Origin of the sequence: Oceanobacillus locisalsi (genome assembly GCF_042675985.1) — a bacterium.
Lineage (GTDB): Bacteria > Bacillota > Bacilli > Bacillales > Amphibacillaceae > Oceanobacillus > Oceanobacillus locisalsi.
On sequence record NZ_JBHTKK010000022.1, the window covers coordinates 25,153 to 42,063 of the forward strand.

Consider the following 16,911-nt stretch of genomic DNA (forward strand, 5'->3'; position numbering starts at 1 on the left):
TGTAGCCTGTCATAGAATTGAAGTTCTATACAGGCTGTTTTTTAATGCTTTTGAATGAAAAGTTCGATATACTAAATATTAGAGCATAGAATAAATAAAAAAGGGGAGAAGCGAATGATTCAGAATTTACAGTCGACATGGGATTTAGATGTTATTTTTTCGGGAGAAAGTAATTCACAAGCGTTCCATCAATTTGTCTATGAAATCAGCAAAGAGATTGAGACATTGACCGAAGAAGTAACACGTATGGACACGAATGGATCGGTTGAAAACTGGGAAAAGATCGTATGTGATTTAGAACGGATAACGAAAAAGGTACGTGAGATGGGAGCTTATATCAGTTGTTTAAGTGCCCAAGATGTAACAGATAAACAAGCTGAAATCTATGTTGCCAAAAGAGCTCAAATAGCAGCAGCGTATAGCGCGCTTACGAAAATAATTGATCAGAAACTGGCAGCAATAACAGATACTGCGTGGAACCGGCTGCTTGTACAAGACACAATGAAACCGCTGCAATTTATATTAACTGAAAGGAGAGAACGAGCACGTGAACAATTGTCGGAAAACGAAGAAATTTTAATCAGCGATTTAGCAATAGATGGATACCATGCCTGGAATCAGATGTATGAAGCGGTTGTCGGCAACATGACAATCGATATAGAAGAGAACGGAGAGGTGCAGCCTTACTCTGTCGGACAGGCCTCAAATAAATTATCCACTGCTGATCGTGCGCAAAGAGAGCATGTTTTTCGCCAAATCAGTGATGCATGGAAAAAGAATGAAGCTTTATTCGGACAGACGTTAAATCACTTGGCGGGCTTTCGGCTGCAAACTTATAAACATTACGGTTGGGAGAATGTGTTGAAAGAGCCCTTAGAGAAAAATCGGATGCAGCAAGAAACGTTGCATGCGATGTGGGGAGCGATTGAAAAACACAAACCGCTATTTGTTAATTACTTACACCAAAAAGCTTCTCTGCTGGGTTTGGACGAATTAAGCATTTTTGATGTACATGCTCCTATCCGGTCAAATATAGAAAAGATGAGCTATGATGCGGGAGCGGCTTTTATTGTGGAACAATTCCGCAGTTTCAGCCCGCAAATGGCGGATTTCGCACAAATGGCATTTGAGAAACGCTGGATTGAAGCGGAAGATCGGGCAGGGAAACGTCCTGGAGGTTTCTGTACGAGCTTTCCTGTCAGTGAGCAGACCCGTATCTTTATGACTTACTCAGGAACGCCTTCCAATATCGCGACACTGGCCCATGAATTAGGGCATGGTTATCATCAGTATGTGATGAATGATGTAAATGGGTTAAATCAAGGTTATGCCATGAATGTGGCAGAAACTGCTTCCACGTTTGCGGAAATGATTGTCGCAGATGCGTCGGTAAAAATGGCTCAAACAGATGAAGAAAAGTTGACCTTATTAGAAGATAAAGTGTCACGCAGCATTGCTTTCTTTATGAATATCCATGCCCGCTTCTTATTCGAGAAACAATTCTATAAAGAACGCAAACAGGGGATGGTAAGCACGTACCGGTTGAATGAGCTTATGGTAGAAGCACAAAAAGAAGCGTATTGCGAAAGTTTGTCTGAATACGACCCGCATTTTTGGGCGTCCAAGCTGCATTTTCATATTACCAATGTACCGTTCTATAATTTCCCTTATACATTCGGTTATTTATTCAGTCAGGGAATTTATGCATATGCGAAAGAATATGAAGGTAATTTTGAAGAAAAATATATTACATTATTAAGAGATACCGGCCGGATGACTGTGGAACAACTTGCTGAAAAGCATCTGCAGGTGGATCTGACAAAACCTGATTTCTGGGAAAATGCAATGGAAATATGTAAACAGGATGTCCAGGAATTTTTAGAACTAGCCAAGAAACTGGAAAAGTAATCACGTCTATTGCGAATTATCTAAAAGTGATTTATACTACATTTATACAAAAAAGTGAATAAAAAAGCCTGCAAGGGGAGCCTTTGGCTGAGAGTGGACATGTTTGTGTTCTGACCCTTTGAACCTGTCAGTTAACGCTGGCGCAGGGATTGTGGACTTTTTGATGGATATAAAAGTAATGTGTGAGCGGAGTGTAAAATGTTCTTTTATGATTATTGGAAGAACATGACCATCAAGAAGACTCCCCTTGGCATTACTTTTTTGTGCGTTAGGAAAGTATTAAATTATGATTGTTTCATGTAAATGGGGGAGAAACATTTGAAAAATAAAACATTGTTTTTGGTCGAAGTAGCTATCTTTACAGCACTGGCTTTATTACTGGATATTTTACCAATTGGATTTACACTCTGGCCGCAAGGAGGGTCTGTATCTTTTGCAATGATTCCTGTCTTTATTGTTGCTTTCCGGTGGGGATTAAAGGGAGGCTTATTGTCCGGGTTCCTCTGGGGAATACTGCAGGTGGCTACAGGTACGGCTTATATCTTGCACCCGGTACAGGGCATTATTGAATATGGGCTAGCTTTCACTGTTGTCGGACTGGCTGGAGTGTTTTCCAAGCAGGTTATCGACAATATGAAAAAGAAGCAGATAAAAAAATCTTTTATCTACATTCTGACAGGCGTATTCCTGGGTTCAGCAGCCCGTTTTATTTGTCATTATATTGCCGGAATGGTGTTCTTCGGTTCAGCAGTAGAAGGGCAGCCAGCCTGGCTCTATTCATTAATTTATAATTCATCTTATATGATTCCATCTTTTGTTTTAAGTCTTATTATTGTATTTCTTTTGTTTTATAAACAGCCGAGAACATTAGTAGGAAAAATGTAAAGAAAACTCCCTCACACAAAAATCCTGCAGCATGCCTTGCTTCAGGATTTTTATTTCATTTTCTCAACGTTCGCACTAAAGAATAAGTATATAAACCTTGCTGTTTCAGGATGAACACGCTCTCTATTATCATGTTAAGTTTAAACATTCTTTTATTTTTTGATCAGAATATGGTGTATAGCGACTACTCCGGCCAAGCCCTTCGCTTTCCGACGTCCTGGGACTGCGGTTACTCGCTCCATCAAAAACCGTTGTACGTCGGAAAGCAAAACGGTCCGCCGCAGCGGCAGCCTTACACCTTCTACTCTTTTTCAACAGAATGTTAATTTTGTTAAGTTTTATTAACATTCTGTTATGGAATAGGCTATCTGGCTAAATAATGGTAGAATAAAGAAAATAAAGATGAAAGCAATATATTTTTATGTTCCTTTTCCTTCGAGAAAATCTTATTTAAAGAAGGATTTTTTATCAATGGGAACGTATATATGAATTAAGGGGGGATTTTCCAAATGGATAAAGAAATTCTAATCGTAGATGATGAACAATCCATTGTGACGTTGCTAAAATACAATATCGAGAATGCCGGGTTTACGACAGACGTGGCATACGACGGGGAAGAGGCTTACGAGAAAGCTTCATCTAACCGCTATGAATTGATTATTTTAGATTTAATGCTCCCGAAATTAGACGGGATAGAAGTATGCAGGAAACTTCGAAAAAATGATATGGACACACCGATTTTAATGCTGACAGCAAAAGATGAGGAAATTGACAAAATCCTTGGTCTGGAGCTCGGAGCAGATGATTATTTGACAAAACCGTTCAGCCCGAAAGAAGTGGTTGCCCGTGTGAAGGCCATTATCAGGAGGTCACAGCGGCCGGAAGGGGATTATTTTCAGTCTCTGCGAATAAAAGATTTAACAATTTACCCGGAGCGCTATGAAGCAGAAATAAAAGAAGAATTAATTACTTTTACAAGAAAAGAGTTTGAACTCCTGTACTATTTGGCTAAACATAAAGGAAAAGTCATTTCCCGAGATCAATTACTCAGCAGTGTATGGGATTATGATTTCATGGGAGATACGAGAATCGTGGATGTGCATGTAAGCCATCTGCGGGATAAAATTGAACCTGATTCTAAAAAGCCTGTATATATCAAAACAGTTCGTGGGTTAGGTTATAAACTAGAGGAGCCGGTTTAAATGCATATATTATTTTCAAAGCCATTGTTTCCAAATATTCTTGGCATCACGGTGGTCCTGATATTATCAGGGTGGCTGATGGTACAAGCTCAAGGAAATTGGATTTTTATCATAGCTATTATATTAGTAGAATTTTTAGTGATTTCTATTATATTTATGCAATTTTATAACAAATACGCAAGACCGCTTAATAAAGCCTCAAAAACAGTAAATGAAATGATTAAAGGAAATTATTCAGCCCGCTTTAACAACAGTAATAGTAAAGAAATGGAGCAATTAAGCAAAAACATCAATAAATTAGCGCGGAATATGAATGAAATTACGATTCAGGAACAAATGCAGGCAGAGCAATTAACTTCTATTATCGATAATATGAAAAACGGCCTCGCGCTGATTGATGAAAAAGGGTACGTTCACCTGGTGAATCGAGGTTTCTTGGAAATGTTTCAAGGGGAAGATAAACAGTATCGCGGTCATTTATATTATGATGTATTTGAAAATGAAGCCATGCACAATGTTGTCCAAGAAACATTTCTGTATGAACAGCCTGTCAAAGAACAGTTTAAAAACGAGCGCGGGCTGACTAAAAACTATATGGAAGTTATTGCTGCACCTGTTTTTAACGAGCATAATATGATTAAGGGGGCTGTACTGGTTATTTATGATATAACAGAATTGAAGCGGTTAGAAAAAATGCGTAAAGATTTTGTTGCGAATGTTTCTCATGAATTGCGTACACCTATTACGTCTATACGTGGGTTTGCGGAAACATTAAAGGAAAAGCAACATGATGAGCAAGCGGCAGAAGAGTTTATTGAGATTATATATAAGGAAAGCCACAGGCTGCAATTGCTTATAGAAGATCTGTTAGAACTTTCCCGCCTGGAAAGGGAAGATTTCCAACTGGAAAAAGAGCGTTTTAATGCGAAACAAATGATAGATGAAGTGCTGCCGCAACTGGAACAAAAAGCAGCAAAAAAAGATTTAGATTTTACAACATCGATTTCTCCGGATACAGACGTGTATGCAGATTCTGATAAATTGAAGCAGGTTATTATCAATCTCGTAGATAATGCGATTAACTATACACCATCTGGAGGAAATATCCATTTAAGCATAAATGAAGAAAATGAACGTGTTCATATTCTCATTGAGGATACAGGAATCGGTATTGAACAAAAGGCGACTTCCAGAGTGTTTGAACGCTTTTACAGAGTGGATAAGGACAGAAGCAGAAATACGGGAGGAACCGGCCTTGGACTCGCTATAGTAAAGCATATAGTCGAGGTTCACCAAGGGGAAATTGTTTTAGAAAGTGAAGTGGACAAAGGAACAGCAGTCCATGTATATATACCAAAACCTTAAGTCATCACCGCCCGGGTGGTGGCTTTTGTTCTTGTAGGGTAACGGAAGGAAGTGTCACTTTATAAATGAAAGAACTGCCGTTATAAGATAAGGGAGTAAAGGATAACCTACGTATACGCATTATGCAGTTTTCTCTAAACATGATAAAATAAGATTACAATTAGCGATGAAAGATAAAGGAGACAGAATGATGACCCAAAAGCTGATCTTAATTGATGGCAACAGTATTATTTATCGCGCTTTTTTTGCGTTGCCGCTGTTAAATAATGAAAAAGGCGTTTATACCAATGGTATCTATGGTTTTACTACGATATTGCTTCGGATTTTAGAAGAAGAGCAGCCGACACATATGCTTGTTGCTTTTGATGCAGGAAAAACGACTTTCCGCCACGAAACGTATAAAGAATATAAAGGAGGCCGGGAAAAAACACCCCCGGAACTTTCTGAACAATTTCCTGTCTTAAAAGAACTGCTCGATGCGTTTGGTATTAAACATTACCAGCTGGATCAATATGAAGCAGATGATATTATTGGAACATTATCGAAACAGGCAGATAACGAAGAATGGGACATAACCGTGTTCTCCGGCGACAAAGATTTACTGCAGCTTGTATCGGACCAGGTGACTGTCCGGGTGACCAAAAAAGGAATCAGTGAAATTGAAAACTATACACCCTCTTACCTATTCGAAAAGATGCAAGTAACCCCGGAACAGATTACGGATTTGAAAGGACTGATGGGAGACAGTTCAGATAATATTCCTGGCGTTCCGGGAATCGGTGAAAAAACAGCTACCAAACTGTTAACACAGTTTCATACATTAGAGAAAGTGTACGAACACTTAGATGAGGTCAGCGGGAAAAAGCTGAAGGAAAATTTAACAACCTATCGTGATGATGCGATAATGAGTAAGGATTTAGCTACCATTAACCGGGACTCGCCCATTACCGTTCAATTGGATGATGCTGTTTATGAAGGCTTCTCCACAGCATCTGTTCGTAATATGTTTATGGACTTAGGTTTCCAGTCGCTATTAACGCGAATTTCCGGAACAGAAGAAGCGGAAGAGGAGAAAGCAGGATACAAAGAAATAGATTATAGCATCGTGGAAGAAGTAACAGAAGCGCTATTTTCCAAACAGGATGCCCTTGTTGTAGAAATGCTGGGAGAAAACTATCATACCGAACCAATTGAAGGAATCGGGGTTGTCAATGAAAATAAAAAAAGTTTTATTCCTATTTCTGTAGCAGCGGAATCGTCGGCTTTCAAAAAATGGGCGGAAGACCCTGCGAAAAAGAAGATTGTATTTGATGCAAAACGGACAAAAGTTGCCTTATTACGTCGTGATATTCAAATAGAAGGCATTGTGTTTGATGCCTTGCTTGCTTCTTATTTAATTAATCCTGCTGAAAATAACCACGATATTCCGGGGATTGCAAGCAGAAAAGGAAAATATGATGTGTCCTTTGATGAAGAGGTGTACGGAAAAGGAGCGAAACAACAGGTGCCGGAAGAAGCGGTTCTCAGTGAGCACGTCATCCGGAAAACTGATACGCTGCTGGAATTGTATCCTGGGATGGAGAAGGAATTAGAGGAGAATGAACAAGCGGATTTATTAAAGCATTTAGAAATGCCGCTTGCACTGATTCTTGCTGAGATGGAACACCATGGTGTTTTAGTAGATGTGGATCGTCTGAAAGAAATGGGAGAAGATTTGAAGGAACGACTGGATAAACTGGAAAAAGAAGTATATGAACTGGCAGGCAAAGAATTCAACTTGAATTCACCAAAGCAGCTGGGACCTGTATTATTTGAAGATTTAGGTCTTCCTGTTATCAAGAAAACAAAGACAGGTTATTCTACAGCGGCAGATGTGTTGGAACAACTTGCCGATCAGCATGAAATTATACCGAAATTACTGCTGTACCGTCAGTTAGGAAAGCTGCAGTCAACCTATATTGAAGGACTGCAAAAAGTGGTTCATGATGATACGCATAAAATTCATACGCGCTTTAATCAGGCGTTAACACAGACCGGCCGTTTGAGTTCTGTGGATCCCAATTTGCAAAATATTCCTATCCGGTTGGAGGAAGGCCGAAAAATACGGCAAGCTTTCGTTCCATCACACCAAGGATGGAAAATGTTTGCAGCGGATTATTCACAAATTGAACTGCGGGTGCTGGCTCACATTGCGGACGATGAGAAATTAAAAATGGCGTTTCAAAATGATTTAGACATTCATACGCAAACGGCCATGGATGTATTTCATGTAGAACGGGAAGAGGTTACCTCAAATATGCGCCGTCAAGCGAAGGCTGTTAACTTTGGAATTGTGTATGGCATAAGTGATTACGGATTATCTCAAAACTTAGGAATCACCAGAAAAGAAGCCAAGCAATTTATCGAACGGTATTTCAGCAGCTATCCAAATGTTAAAGCATACATGGATGATATCGTCGTAGAGGCAAAGCAAAAGGGATATGTCTCCACGTTAATGAACCGCCGCCGCTATTTGCCGGATATTACGAGCCGGAATTTCAATGTGCGCAGTTTTGCGGAGAGAACGGCAATGAACACACCGATTCAGGGAAGTGCAGCTGATATTATTAAAAAGGCCATGATTGATTTAGATAATCGGATGAAACAAGAAAAACTGCAAGCCAAGCTTTTATTACAAGTCCATGATGAATTGATTTTAGAAGCACCAGAGAACGAAATAGAGACGTTAAAGAAAATTGTTCCAGAAATGATGGAAAAAACAGTAGATATTTCGGTTCCTTTGAAAGTGGATTATTCTTATGGCGAGAGCTGGTTTGACGCGAAGTAAGGGGAAGAAGAAATGCCGGAATTACCAGAAGTAGAAACCATAAAAGAGACATTGACATTACTTGTTCAGGGAAAAACAATCGAAAAAGTAGATGTTTTTTGGGCAAATATGATAAAGCAGCCGGATGATGCCGAGATTTTTAAGCATCTGCTGGAGGGGCAAACGTTTCAAGAAATAAATAGAAAAGGAAAGTTCCTGTTGTTTTATTTTGATGATTATGTCCTTGTGTCTCATTTAAGAATGGAAGGAAAGTATCGTCTGCATCAGCCGGATGAAGAGATGGACAAACATACACATGTTATCTTTCATTTAGAAGGCGGAGAATCATTACACTATAACGATGTTCGCAAGTTTGGAACGATGCACCTGTTAGCAAAAGGAACAGAATTTACACAGGCTCCTTTGCTTGCTCTTGGGCCTGAACCGTTCGAGGAGGATTTTACAACAGAGTATTTTTACCAGAAGTTACAAAAATCATCGCGGTTTATTAAAACAGCGCTTTTGGATCAACATCTGGTGACAGGGCTTGGGAATATCTATGTGGATGAAACATTATTCCGGTCCGGGGTCCATCCTCTGACACTGTGCAATGAACTGACAAAAACAGAAGCAGAAGCAATTCGCCACGCCGCCATTGAAACACTACAGGAAGCAGTAGAGGCAGGCGGCACAACCATTCGCAGTTATGTAGACAGCCAAGGAAATATGGGAATGTTTCAACAGGTATTATTTGTGTATGGTCAAGATAAACAACCGTGTAAAACATGCGGAGAAGAAATTATAAAAATAAAGGTCGGCGGACGGGGGACCCATGTATGCCCTTATTGCCAGCCGCAAAAGGTGAATGATGTATGAGTTTAGTAATTGGCTTAACTGGAGGCATTGCAAGCGGAAAAAGTACAATATCCCAAATGTTTACTGCATCCGATATTCCAGTTATTGATGCGGATGTGATAGCGAGAGAGGTAGTAGAACCTGGAGAAGCTTCCTATCAGCAGGTAGTTGATCTGTTTGGTGAAGATATAGTAAGGGCGGATGGCACAATTGATCGTCCGAAACTCGGTTCGATTGTTTTTTCCAATGAAGAAAAAAGAGAACAATTAAATCAAATTGTCCATCCAGCTGTGCGTAAACGAATGCTCAAGAAAAAAGAAGACTACATCAACCAAGGAGAAAAATGTGTCGTACTGGATATTCCTTTGCTGTTTGAAAGCAAACTCACTTCCTTGGCTGATAAAACGTTAGTGGTATTTGTAGATGAAAACACACAGTTAAAACGGTTAATGGAAAGGAATCAGTTGAGTGAACAGGAAGCGATGGATCGGATCACTTCGCAAATGGCACTTGCAGAAAAAGCCCGGCTTGCAGATGCAGTGATTGATAACAACGGAACGATAGAAGCAAGCAAAGCACAATTCACAGATTTACTAAAAAAGTGGGAAGTAATTAAATAACATGCAGAAACACCATCGGAACTTTTTGAAGTGAAGATGGTGTTTTTTTGGCAGAAAATAATTAGGTTACATTTTTAATATTTTATGACACACTTTCTTGCGTTTGTGTTATACTAATTATAACAAAAGATAAAAAGTATAACATTATTGGGAGGAATAAAGTGCTTATGGAGAAGACGCGTATTGCAATAACAGGTTTTGGTCGAATTGGCAGAATGGTTTTTCGTCAAGCAATGGAAGAGGATCATTTAGACGTTGTAGCTATCAATGCAAGTTACCCGTCGGAAACGCTGGCTCATCTCATAAAATATGATAGTGTCCATGGTCCTTTTCAAGGTAATGTGGAAGCGTTACCGGACAAATTGATTGTGAATCAGAAAGAAATTCTTCTGGTCAATTCCAGAGAACCTGAAAAATTGCCTTGGAAAGACTTAGGTATTGATATTGTTGTTGAAGCAACCGGTAAATTTAAAACAAAAAAGGAAGCCGGGCGTCACTTGCAGGCAGGAGCGAAAAAAGTAGTGATTACCGCTCCTGGAAAAGAAGTCGACAAAACGATTGTTATCGGTGTCAATGAAAATGATTATAATCCAGATGCAGATGATGTTATCTCGAATGCATCTTGTACAACAAATTGTTTAGCTCCTGTGGTTAAAGTGATTGATGATCATTTCACTATAGAGAATGGCTTAATGACGACGGTGCACGCATTTACAAACGATCAGAAGAATATTGATAATCCGCATAAAGACTTGCGTCGGGCAAGAAGCTGCACCCAATCTATTATTCCGACTACGACCGGTGCTGCCAAGGCGCTGGCAGAAGTCATGCCTGGTCTTAAAGGAAAATTACACGGGATGGCATTGCGCGTGCCGACACCAAATGTGTCTTTGGTGGATTTGGTGATTGATATTGAAGAAGATGTTACGGAAGAAGAAGTGAACGCCATTTTCAAACAGGCGGCAGAAGGAAGTATGCGAGGCATTATTCAATATTCAGATGAACCTTTAGTTTCTATTGATTATACAACAAGCACTTATTCTGCAACCATAGACGGGCTTTCCACCATCGTAATGGATAATAATAAGATAAAAATTATTGCCTGGTATGATAATGAATGGGGTTATTCCAAACGCGTTGTCGATTTAGTAAGTTATGTCGGTTTCAGATTAGAACAAAATGTCAGCTTAACCTCATAATACAGCAGAAAGAGCCTGTGTGAGAGATTTCTCGCACAGGCTCTACTTTTACATTTTTCACCCCTTGTCCTTTTACATACTCAATTTTCGCGTCTGAGAATAAGCATACAAACCTTGCTGTTCTAGGATGAACATGATTTCTATTATCATGCTTGCTTTTCGTTACAGCGTCCTTCTATTTTTTGAACAGGGTATGGTGTATAGCAACCGCTCCGGCCAAGCCCTCCGTTTTCCGACGTCCTGGGACTGCGGTTACTCGCCCCATCAAAACCGTTGTACGTTGGAAAGCAAAACGGTCCTCCGCAGCGGTCATCTTACACTTTTCCTTCTCCTCTATCAACAGCTGTACGGAAAAGAAGTTACTTTTTAAAGTGCGAAAGTTAAGTTACATAATAGAGGAGAAAGTGAAATTCTGCTGAAGCGAGCATTCTTTTACAGCCTTTTAACATTCCCTAGTAGTTCACATGCGTAAATCATGTTAAAATAGTATAGATAGAAGTAGATTATAGAGTTTTTTCGGATTTACCTAAAACGATACAATCAGGATGTGTTTGTACATGCCATTGGGAGATAGAATAAAACGATTTTTTAATAATCATGCAGAAACTAGCGATTATCATATAGATAATGAATTAAAAACCAAGTATTATAAAGCAAGTAAGCATGCAGTGATGGAGGAACTGGAGGCATTTTTCAATGCGGACCCTGGTTTTTCCATTCATGCCCGTTCGGAACAGCGCGGGGAGATAAGTGCAGTAAGTAAACGAGGGAAAAATGTTCTGATTATAGCTACGGTTATTATGGTGCGGCCATACCAAACTGCACTTGATTTTTCGGTAACGACAGATACTGCTTTCCGCATCGATTTTGGTTACAGTGATAAGGTAATCAAGAAAATATATCGGCATATAAACCAAAAGTTACCAAAAACGGAAGGTAATTGAGATAGGAGTGAACGAAATGCGTTGTTCCAATTGTAACAACAAAAATACGAAAGTGTTAGATTCCCGCCCCATAGAAGAAGGAGCAGCCATACGCAGACGCAGGGAGTGTGAAAAGTGCGGATTTCGTTTTACTACTTTTGAACGGATAGAAGAAGTGCCGCTTATTGTAGTAAAAAAAGACGGCATGCGCCAGGAATTTTCAAGAGAAAAGTTGACAAGAGGAATTATCAGAGCTTGTGAGAAACGTCCAGTAGCGGTAGATACAATAGAAAGTATTGCTTTGGAAGTGGAAAAGAATTTACGAAATGCTGGAAATTCCGAAGTATCCAGTCATACAGTGGGCGAGATGGTGATGGAAAGACTGGCAGAAGTGGACGAAGTATCGTATGTCAGGTTTGCTTCTGTATACCGTCAATTTAAAGACATCACTGTATTTTTGGACGAGCTGAAAGAGATTATTAAGTCAGACAAGCAGACAGAGGAAGAATAACAGCGAAAAGGATGGATCAGAATGAATGCAATCGGAAAAATTCTTCCTGTTGACGGGTACGAAGTTGTTATGGATGAACAGCCTTCCATTGATTTCAATGCCTCTTTGACACATTTTTACCAGCCTTTAATCGGGATTCAGGCCGTATCTTTATATTATACGTTATTCTATGAGGTGGATCACACCCGGCAAATACAGACGCACCATACGTTAATGACGTATTTGAATCTGTCGCTGGATGATATTTATCGCGCGCGTATTAAATTGGAAGCTATCGGTTTATTGAAGACTTATAAACGGCGGGAAGAAAGCAGAGACTATTATACGTATCGGATACAGCGTCCTTTTTCCCCCGATCAGTTTCTAAGAGAAGCTATGTTGTCCCAGCTGTTACTGCATCATATCGGAGAACAGAAATACCATGCCCTTCATACACGTTATGCAAAGGAGACCTACCCTTATGGGGAAGAGGTAACTGCCGATTTTAATGACGTATTTGATACGGTAACGCCACCTAAATCTGCAGCCGGGAATCATATAGAAATGGAAGAGCAGCATATGGCGTCAGACGTAATGGATTTTTCCTGGATAGAACAATCACTCCGCCAGCGGTTTATTCCAGTTGAAAATGTGTTACATCCAGCAAATAAAAAACTTATTTATCAGATGAAGACATTATATGATGCAGAAAGTGCAGAAATAGAAAAAGCACTTTTCTGGGCACTGGATGAGGATAATCAATTAAATGAGGAAGAATTTAAATCAGCATGCCATGATATGTTTGTTTCCCGTAATAATGGACAGACGATTCAATTAAATGACAAAATGGCCGCATCTGATGTACAGCCTGAAGTGAAAAAACCTTCTACAAAAGAAGAGCAGTTAATTCACGAACTGGAGACAATTTCTCCAAAACAACTGTTAGAGGATTTGTCAGACGGGAACCGGGCTCCAGAACAGGATATTAAAGTTGTTCGTGAAGTAATGACAAAACAAGGATTGCCAGCTCCAGTCATGAATGTACTCATACACTATGTATTGCTGCAATCAAATATGAAGTTGTCTAAAGCTTATATGGAAACTATTGCTGGCCATTGGTCAAGAGTTGGATTAAAAACAGCAAAAGAAGCGATGGATTTTGCCAAGCGGGAGCAGGAAAAATATAAAGCTGCCAAAAATAAACCGCAGAAAAAGAATAATTATAACAATAATTATAAGAAGGAAGTTGTTCCTGACTGGTTTAATACACGGAAAAAGAAATCATCCAAAACAGCAGCTGATACAAATGTAAGTGAAAAAGAGCAGCAGGAGATTGAAGCTAAGCTGCAAAAATATTTAAATGAAAGCTAAGTAAACGAAGAAAAAATTGGAAGTTCACACATATAAAGGAGGGTCGATTGGTGAAACCGATACAATCAGAATTAAAAGCTTGGATGGACAAAAATGAGAATTTCAAAACCAATTACACCAGAATAAAAAAAGAAATTCTGAGCGATCCCTCTATACAATCATTTTTGCGTGAACATCCGGAACTGACTGATCACGATATTGAAAAACATCTTATGCGATTATATGAATATAAGTCACAATCCAAACAATGTGATCGCTGTGCTTCTTATGGAGAGTGCCAGAATATCATTCAAGGATACTCGCCCTTATTAAGTATGGATAAAAATGAAATCAAACTCAGCTATGAAAAATGCCATTTGCGCGTCGAGGCGGAACAACAAGATGCACAACAGAAATTATTGCAAAGCCTGTATATGCCAAAAGAAATTTTGGAAGCAAAAATGTCAGAGGTGATTCAGGATAAATCAAGAATTGCAGCTATCGGCGCCATTCTCAACTTTTTGGAAGAAGCTAAAACAGCGTTGCCGAAGAAAGGATTATTTCTGCATGGCTCTTTTGGTGTCGGGAAGACGTATCTGTTAGGTGCGATAGCAAACGAATTGAAAAAGCATCACTACTCTTCTACATTGATTTATATGCCGGAGTTTGTACGGGAAATAAAAGGATCTTTTAAAGATGATTCATTTAATGAAAAAATTGATTTCTTTAAAAAAGCGGATGTTTTAATGCTGGATGATATCGGTGCGGAATTACAATCAGCCTGGTTTCGGGACGAGGTGCTTGGATCTGTTCTGCAGTACCGTATGATGGAAGGTCTTCCGGTCTTTTTCTCTTCTAACTTTAATTTAAGTGAACTGGAAAAAGAGCTGGCAAGCACAAGAAACGGCGTGGAAGAAGTAAAAGCCGGCCGGATTATTGAACGGATTAAACAGGTAAGTAATATCGTGGAAATGACCGGAAAAAACAGACGAGACGAATAGAAAAATACTTTTCCAAAAAATTCCTATCATGCCAAATGGGAATTTTTTGGTTTTTTACATTGTCTGTCAATATTTTTTAATAATTCAACTTACGCATCTAAGAATAAGCATATAAACCTTGCTGTACTAGGATGAACATGCTCTCTATCTTTTGAACAAGGTATGGTGTATAGCTACCGCTCCGGCCAAGCCCTCCGCTTTCCGATTGTACAACGGTTTTTGATGGGGTGAGTAATCGCAAAAGCTCTTCGATGGGACGAGTAAGCGCAGCCAACCCCAGGAGTTACGCTTTTAGCCTGCAAACCACTTAGGAGTCTCCATGGTTGGCCTGCGCTCTAATAGAATGCTACAGCGTTTGAAAGAAATAACATCCTGATGAAGTGAGATAAAATAATTGCTTGCATGCATAGAAAAGGATGATTGCTGAACATTTTTTACCATGCACCACGAAAAATGTGTTCTGTCTGATCTACATTTATTTGTTTATCTATTTCATGCATAGAACACCCCGCTAGCGGAGGCGGACCGTTTTGGCTCCTGAAAGGAAAGCGGAAAGCGTCGTTTAAAAACGTAACAACTGCGCCCCCGATCTTTGGGGGTGGTTCGACCTTGGTCGAACTTCCATCACTTATGAGATAAAGGAATCACCGTGAGTTTACGAACGGATGATGACTTTCACCCGCGGGGCACGACGGACACGACGTCCTAGTATCGACGTTGGTCACAGGACGTGACCGTTCTTAGTCGATGAAAGTGCGACTTTAGCTCTGTCTGCGCCTGCCGGCTTGCCAATCGCTAAGTCTTCTTTATCGTAGGGCGCTCTCGGGAAGTTGTCTAGTTTTTGACGCTTGTAGCTGGACGAGGGATCAGCACCATCTGAAGATGCCCTTTTGCCAAGCGATCTTCTTGGCAAAAGTTAGATGAAGAGCGTGCCCCTAGGCAGACTAAAGTCGCAACGTCCTGGGGTTGCGCTTACTCACCCCATTAAAACCGTTGTTGCAACGTCTGCACTAGTACGTCCTGTACGTCGGAAAGCAAAACGGTCCGCCGCAGCGGTCACCTTACACTCTACCTTCCCACCTTTGTCTGTCCCTGTTCCTATGGAATGGAAGTTACTTTTTAAAGTACGAAAGTTGAGTTAATATATTTATATCATTTCAAGCAAATTTGCTAGTCTGCATAGTTTAAGCATGTTTCCCCAACCTTGTCCATATAATTGTAACAGTTTGCAAGTGGATGAGGGTGATATGTATTGATGGAAGTGTATTTTGAAACGGATAAGGAAGCTCAAGCTTTTGGTAATCAGTTGATTCCCTATAGAAATCAAATCAGCGTACATCAACAAACGAACACTTGGAGCAGCAGATTAATACTGGAAGGTCACATATCAAAGGTAGAATTAATCCATATAATCAGTTCTGTGATGACAAATGTATTGATAGAAGAACATCTTTCAGACATGATTATTCGTAAAATTACCGATTGCTATTATTTCTCCGATCCGGATGAAATCAACCGCATTTATGATTTTTCTATGGATATTTTATTTGAAAAAGACGAGGATAACCAATCTTTGCGGGAACATGTGGATACCATCCAACTCCTGCAGCATTTATTTTTTCAGCAATTAAAAGAACATACGAGCATTCATTTTAGTGCTATATTACGTTTTCGACTGGAAAGTTTTTTACAATTTGTACATGCGTGTGTCGGCAAGGCAATTGAGGAATTTAAGCGGGAAGAGGATCATCAAGCATTCATGGATGCGTTGCGTCACTATATCGAGAAAAAAGAGCCTTGTGTTGATCTGGTGCATATCGAACAGGGAGAAAACTTTACTTTTTACAATGATAAAGGAGAAACAATTTCAAAAGATATGCTGCGTATGTGGATGTTTCAGGCGCCATTGTACGCACTCGGTTTGCATGATAATGAATTTAATTTAAGTCCGTTGATTGCTATGGCGCCGGCAAAAATAAAGGTTTATGGAAATAATCCTGCTGATCCAAAGACGATGACAATCATCAATATTTTTCATGAAAGAGTGGTATTTGAAAGAAAAGGAAATTCTATTCTTTCCCGGGGAGAATAATGTATTGGACTTGCTTTTCAAACGCAGAAGGAATATAATACGGATAGAGTTTGAAAATGACATTGCAAAGATGAGGACAAGATTATTTTCCGATTATGTACTTAGAGAGGGAAGCCTTGAGGCTGTAAGCTTCCTTACGTAAAGAAATAATTACCACCTCGGAGCATTACTGCTGAAATGAACAGAGTAGGCAGTAACGTATTATCTGCGTTAAC

General features: G+C 39.6%; 13 protein-coding genes, 1 riboswitch and 1 other annotated feature (1 of these 15 only partly in view). All 13 genes read left to right on the forward strand.

Annotation, left to right across the window (positions count from 1 at the left end; genetic code table 11):
• Positions 1-114: 114 nt before the first annotated feature.
• The 13 genes from ACFQ19_RS15545 (at position 115) to ytxC (ending at position 16,696) form a co-directional block, all read left to right on the forward strand.
• Positions 115-1,908 (forward strand): M3 family oligoendopeptidase, encoded by a 1,794-nt coding sequence (locus ACFQ19_RS15545; protein WP_379593523.1) that lies wholly within the window; start codon positions 115-117, stop codon positions 1,906-1,908.
• A 63-nt stretch (positions 1,909-1,971) separates the two neighbouring features.
• A riboswitch (TPP riboswitch) is annotated at positions 1,972-2,075 on the forward strand.
• 151 nt (positions 2,076-2,226) lie between these two features.
• On the forward strand, positions 2,227-2,793 hold the full coding sequence (thiT, locus tag ACFQ19_RS15550; RefSeq protein ID WP_379593525.1) for an energy-coupled thiamine transporter ThiT: 567 nt from the start codon (positions 2,227-2,229) through the stop codon (positions 2,791-2,793).
• A 509-nt stretch (positions 2,794-3,302) separates the two neighbouring features.
• Positions 3,303-3,995 (forward strand): response regulator transcription factor, encoded by a 693-nt coding sequence (locus ACFQ19_RS15555; protein ID WP_379593527.1) that lies wholly within the window; start codon positions 3,303-3,305, stop codon positions 3,993-3,995.
• Entirely contained in the window at positions 3,996-5,360 is a 1,365-nt protein-coding gene (gene pnpS / locus ACFQ19_RS15560; protein WP_379593528.1) for a two-component system histidine kinase PnpS, read from the forward strand.
• Between the two features lie 190 nt (positions 5,361-5,550).
• Positions 5,551-8,187: a DNA polymerase I gene (gene polA, locus ACFQ19_RS15565; RefSeq protein ID WP_379593529.1), complete on the forward strand. Its 2,637-nt coding sequence runs from the start codon at positions 5,551-5,553 to the stop codon at positions 8,185-8,187.
• Between the two features lie 12 nt (positions 8,188-8,199).
• A complete protein-coding gene (gene mutM / locus ACFQ19_RS15570; RefSeq protein ID WP_379593530.1) occupies positions 8,200-9,042 on the forward strand; it encodes a DNA-formamidopyrimidine glycosylase in 843 nt (280 codons plus the stop codon).
• Entirely contained in the window at positions 9,039-9,641 is a 603-nt protein-coding gene (coaE, locus tag ACFQ19_RS15575) for a dephospho-CoA kinase (protein WP_379593532.1), read from the forward strand. Before mutM ends, coaE begins: the two co-directional genes overlap by 4 nt.
• A 167-nt stretch (positions 9,642-9,808) precedes the next feature.
• Positions 9,809-10,840: a glyceraldehyde-3-phosphate dehydrogenase gene (locus tag ACFQ19_RS15580; RefSeq protein WP_379593533.1), complete on the forward strand. Its 1,032-nt coding sequence runs from the start codon at positions 9,809-9,811 to the stop codon at positions 10,838-10,840.
• 557 nt (positions 10,841-11,397) lie between these two features.
• Positions 11,398-11,784 carry a cytosolic protein gene (locus ACFQ19_RS15585; protein ID WP_379593534.1) on the forward strand — a complete coding sequence of 129 codons (387 nt, stop codon included), beginning with the start codon at positions 11,398-11,400 and terminating at the stop codon, positions 11,782-11,784.
• A gap of 16 nt (positions 11,785-11,800) precedes the next feature.
• Entirely contained in the window at positions 11,801-12,274 is a 474-nt protein-coding gene (nrdR, locus tag ACFQ19_RS15590; RefSeq protein ID WP_379593535.1) for a transcriptional regulator NrdR, read from the forward strand.
• 21 nt (positions 12,275-12,295) lie between these two features.
• A complete protein-coding gene (locus ACFQ19_RS15595; RefSeq protein ID WP_379593536.1) occupies positions 12,296-13,624 on the forward strand; it encodes a replication initiation and membrane attachment family protein in 1,329 nt (442 codons plus the stop codon).
• A gap of 50 nt (positions 13,625-13,674) precedes the next feature.
• Positions 13,675-14,604, forward strand: coding sequence for a primosomal protein DnaI (gene dnaI, locus ACFQ19_RS15600; RefSeq protein WP_379593537.1), 930 nt, complete (start codon positions 13,675-13,677; stop codon positions 14,602-14,604).
• A gap of 1,255 nt (positions 14,605-15,859) precedes the next feature.
• Positions 15,860-16,696, forward strand: a complete 837-nt coding sequence (ytxC, locus tag ACFQ19_RS15605; RefSeq protein WP_379593579.1) for a sporulation protein YtxC — start codon at positions 15,860-15,862, stop codon at positions 16,694-16,696.
• Between the two features lie 58 nt (positions 16,697-16,754).
• Positions 16,755-16,911 (forward strand) — a binding site (T-box leader) (it continues 74 nt past the right edge of the window).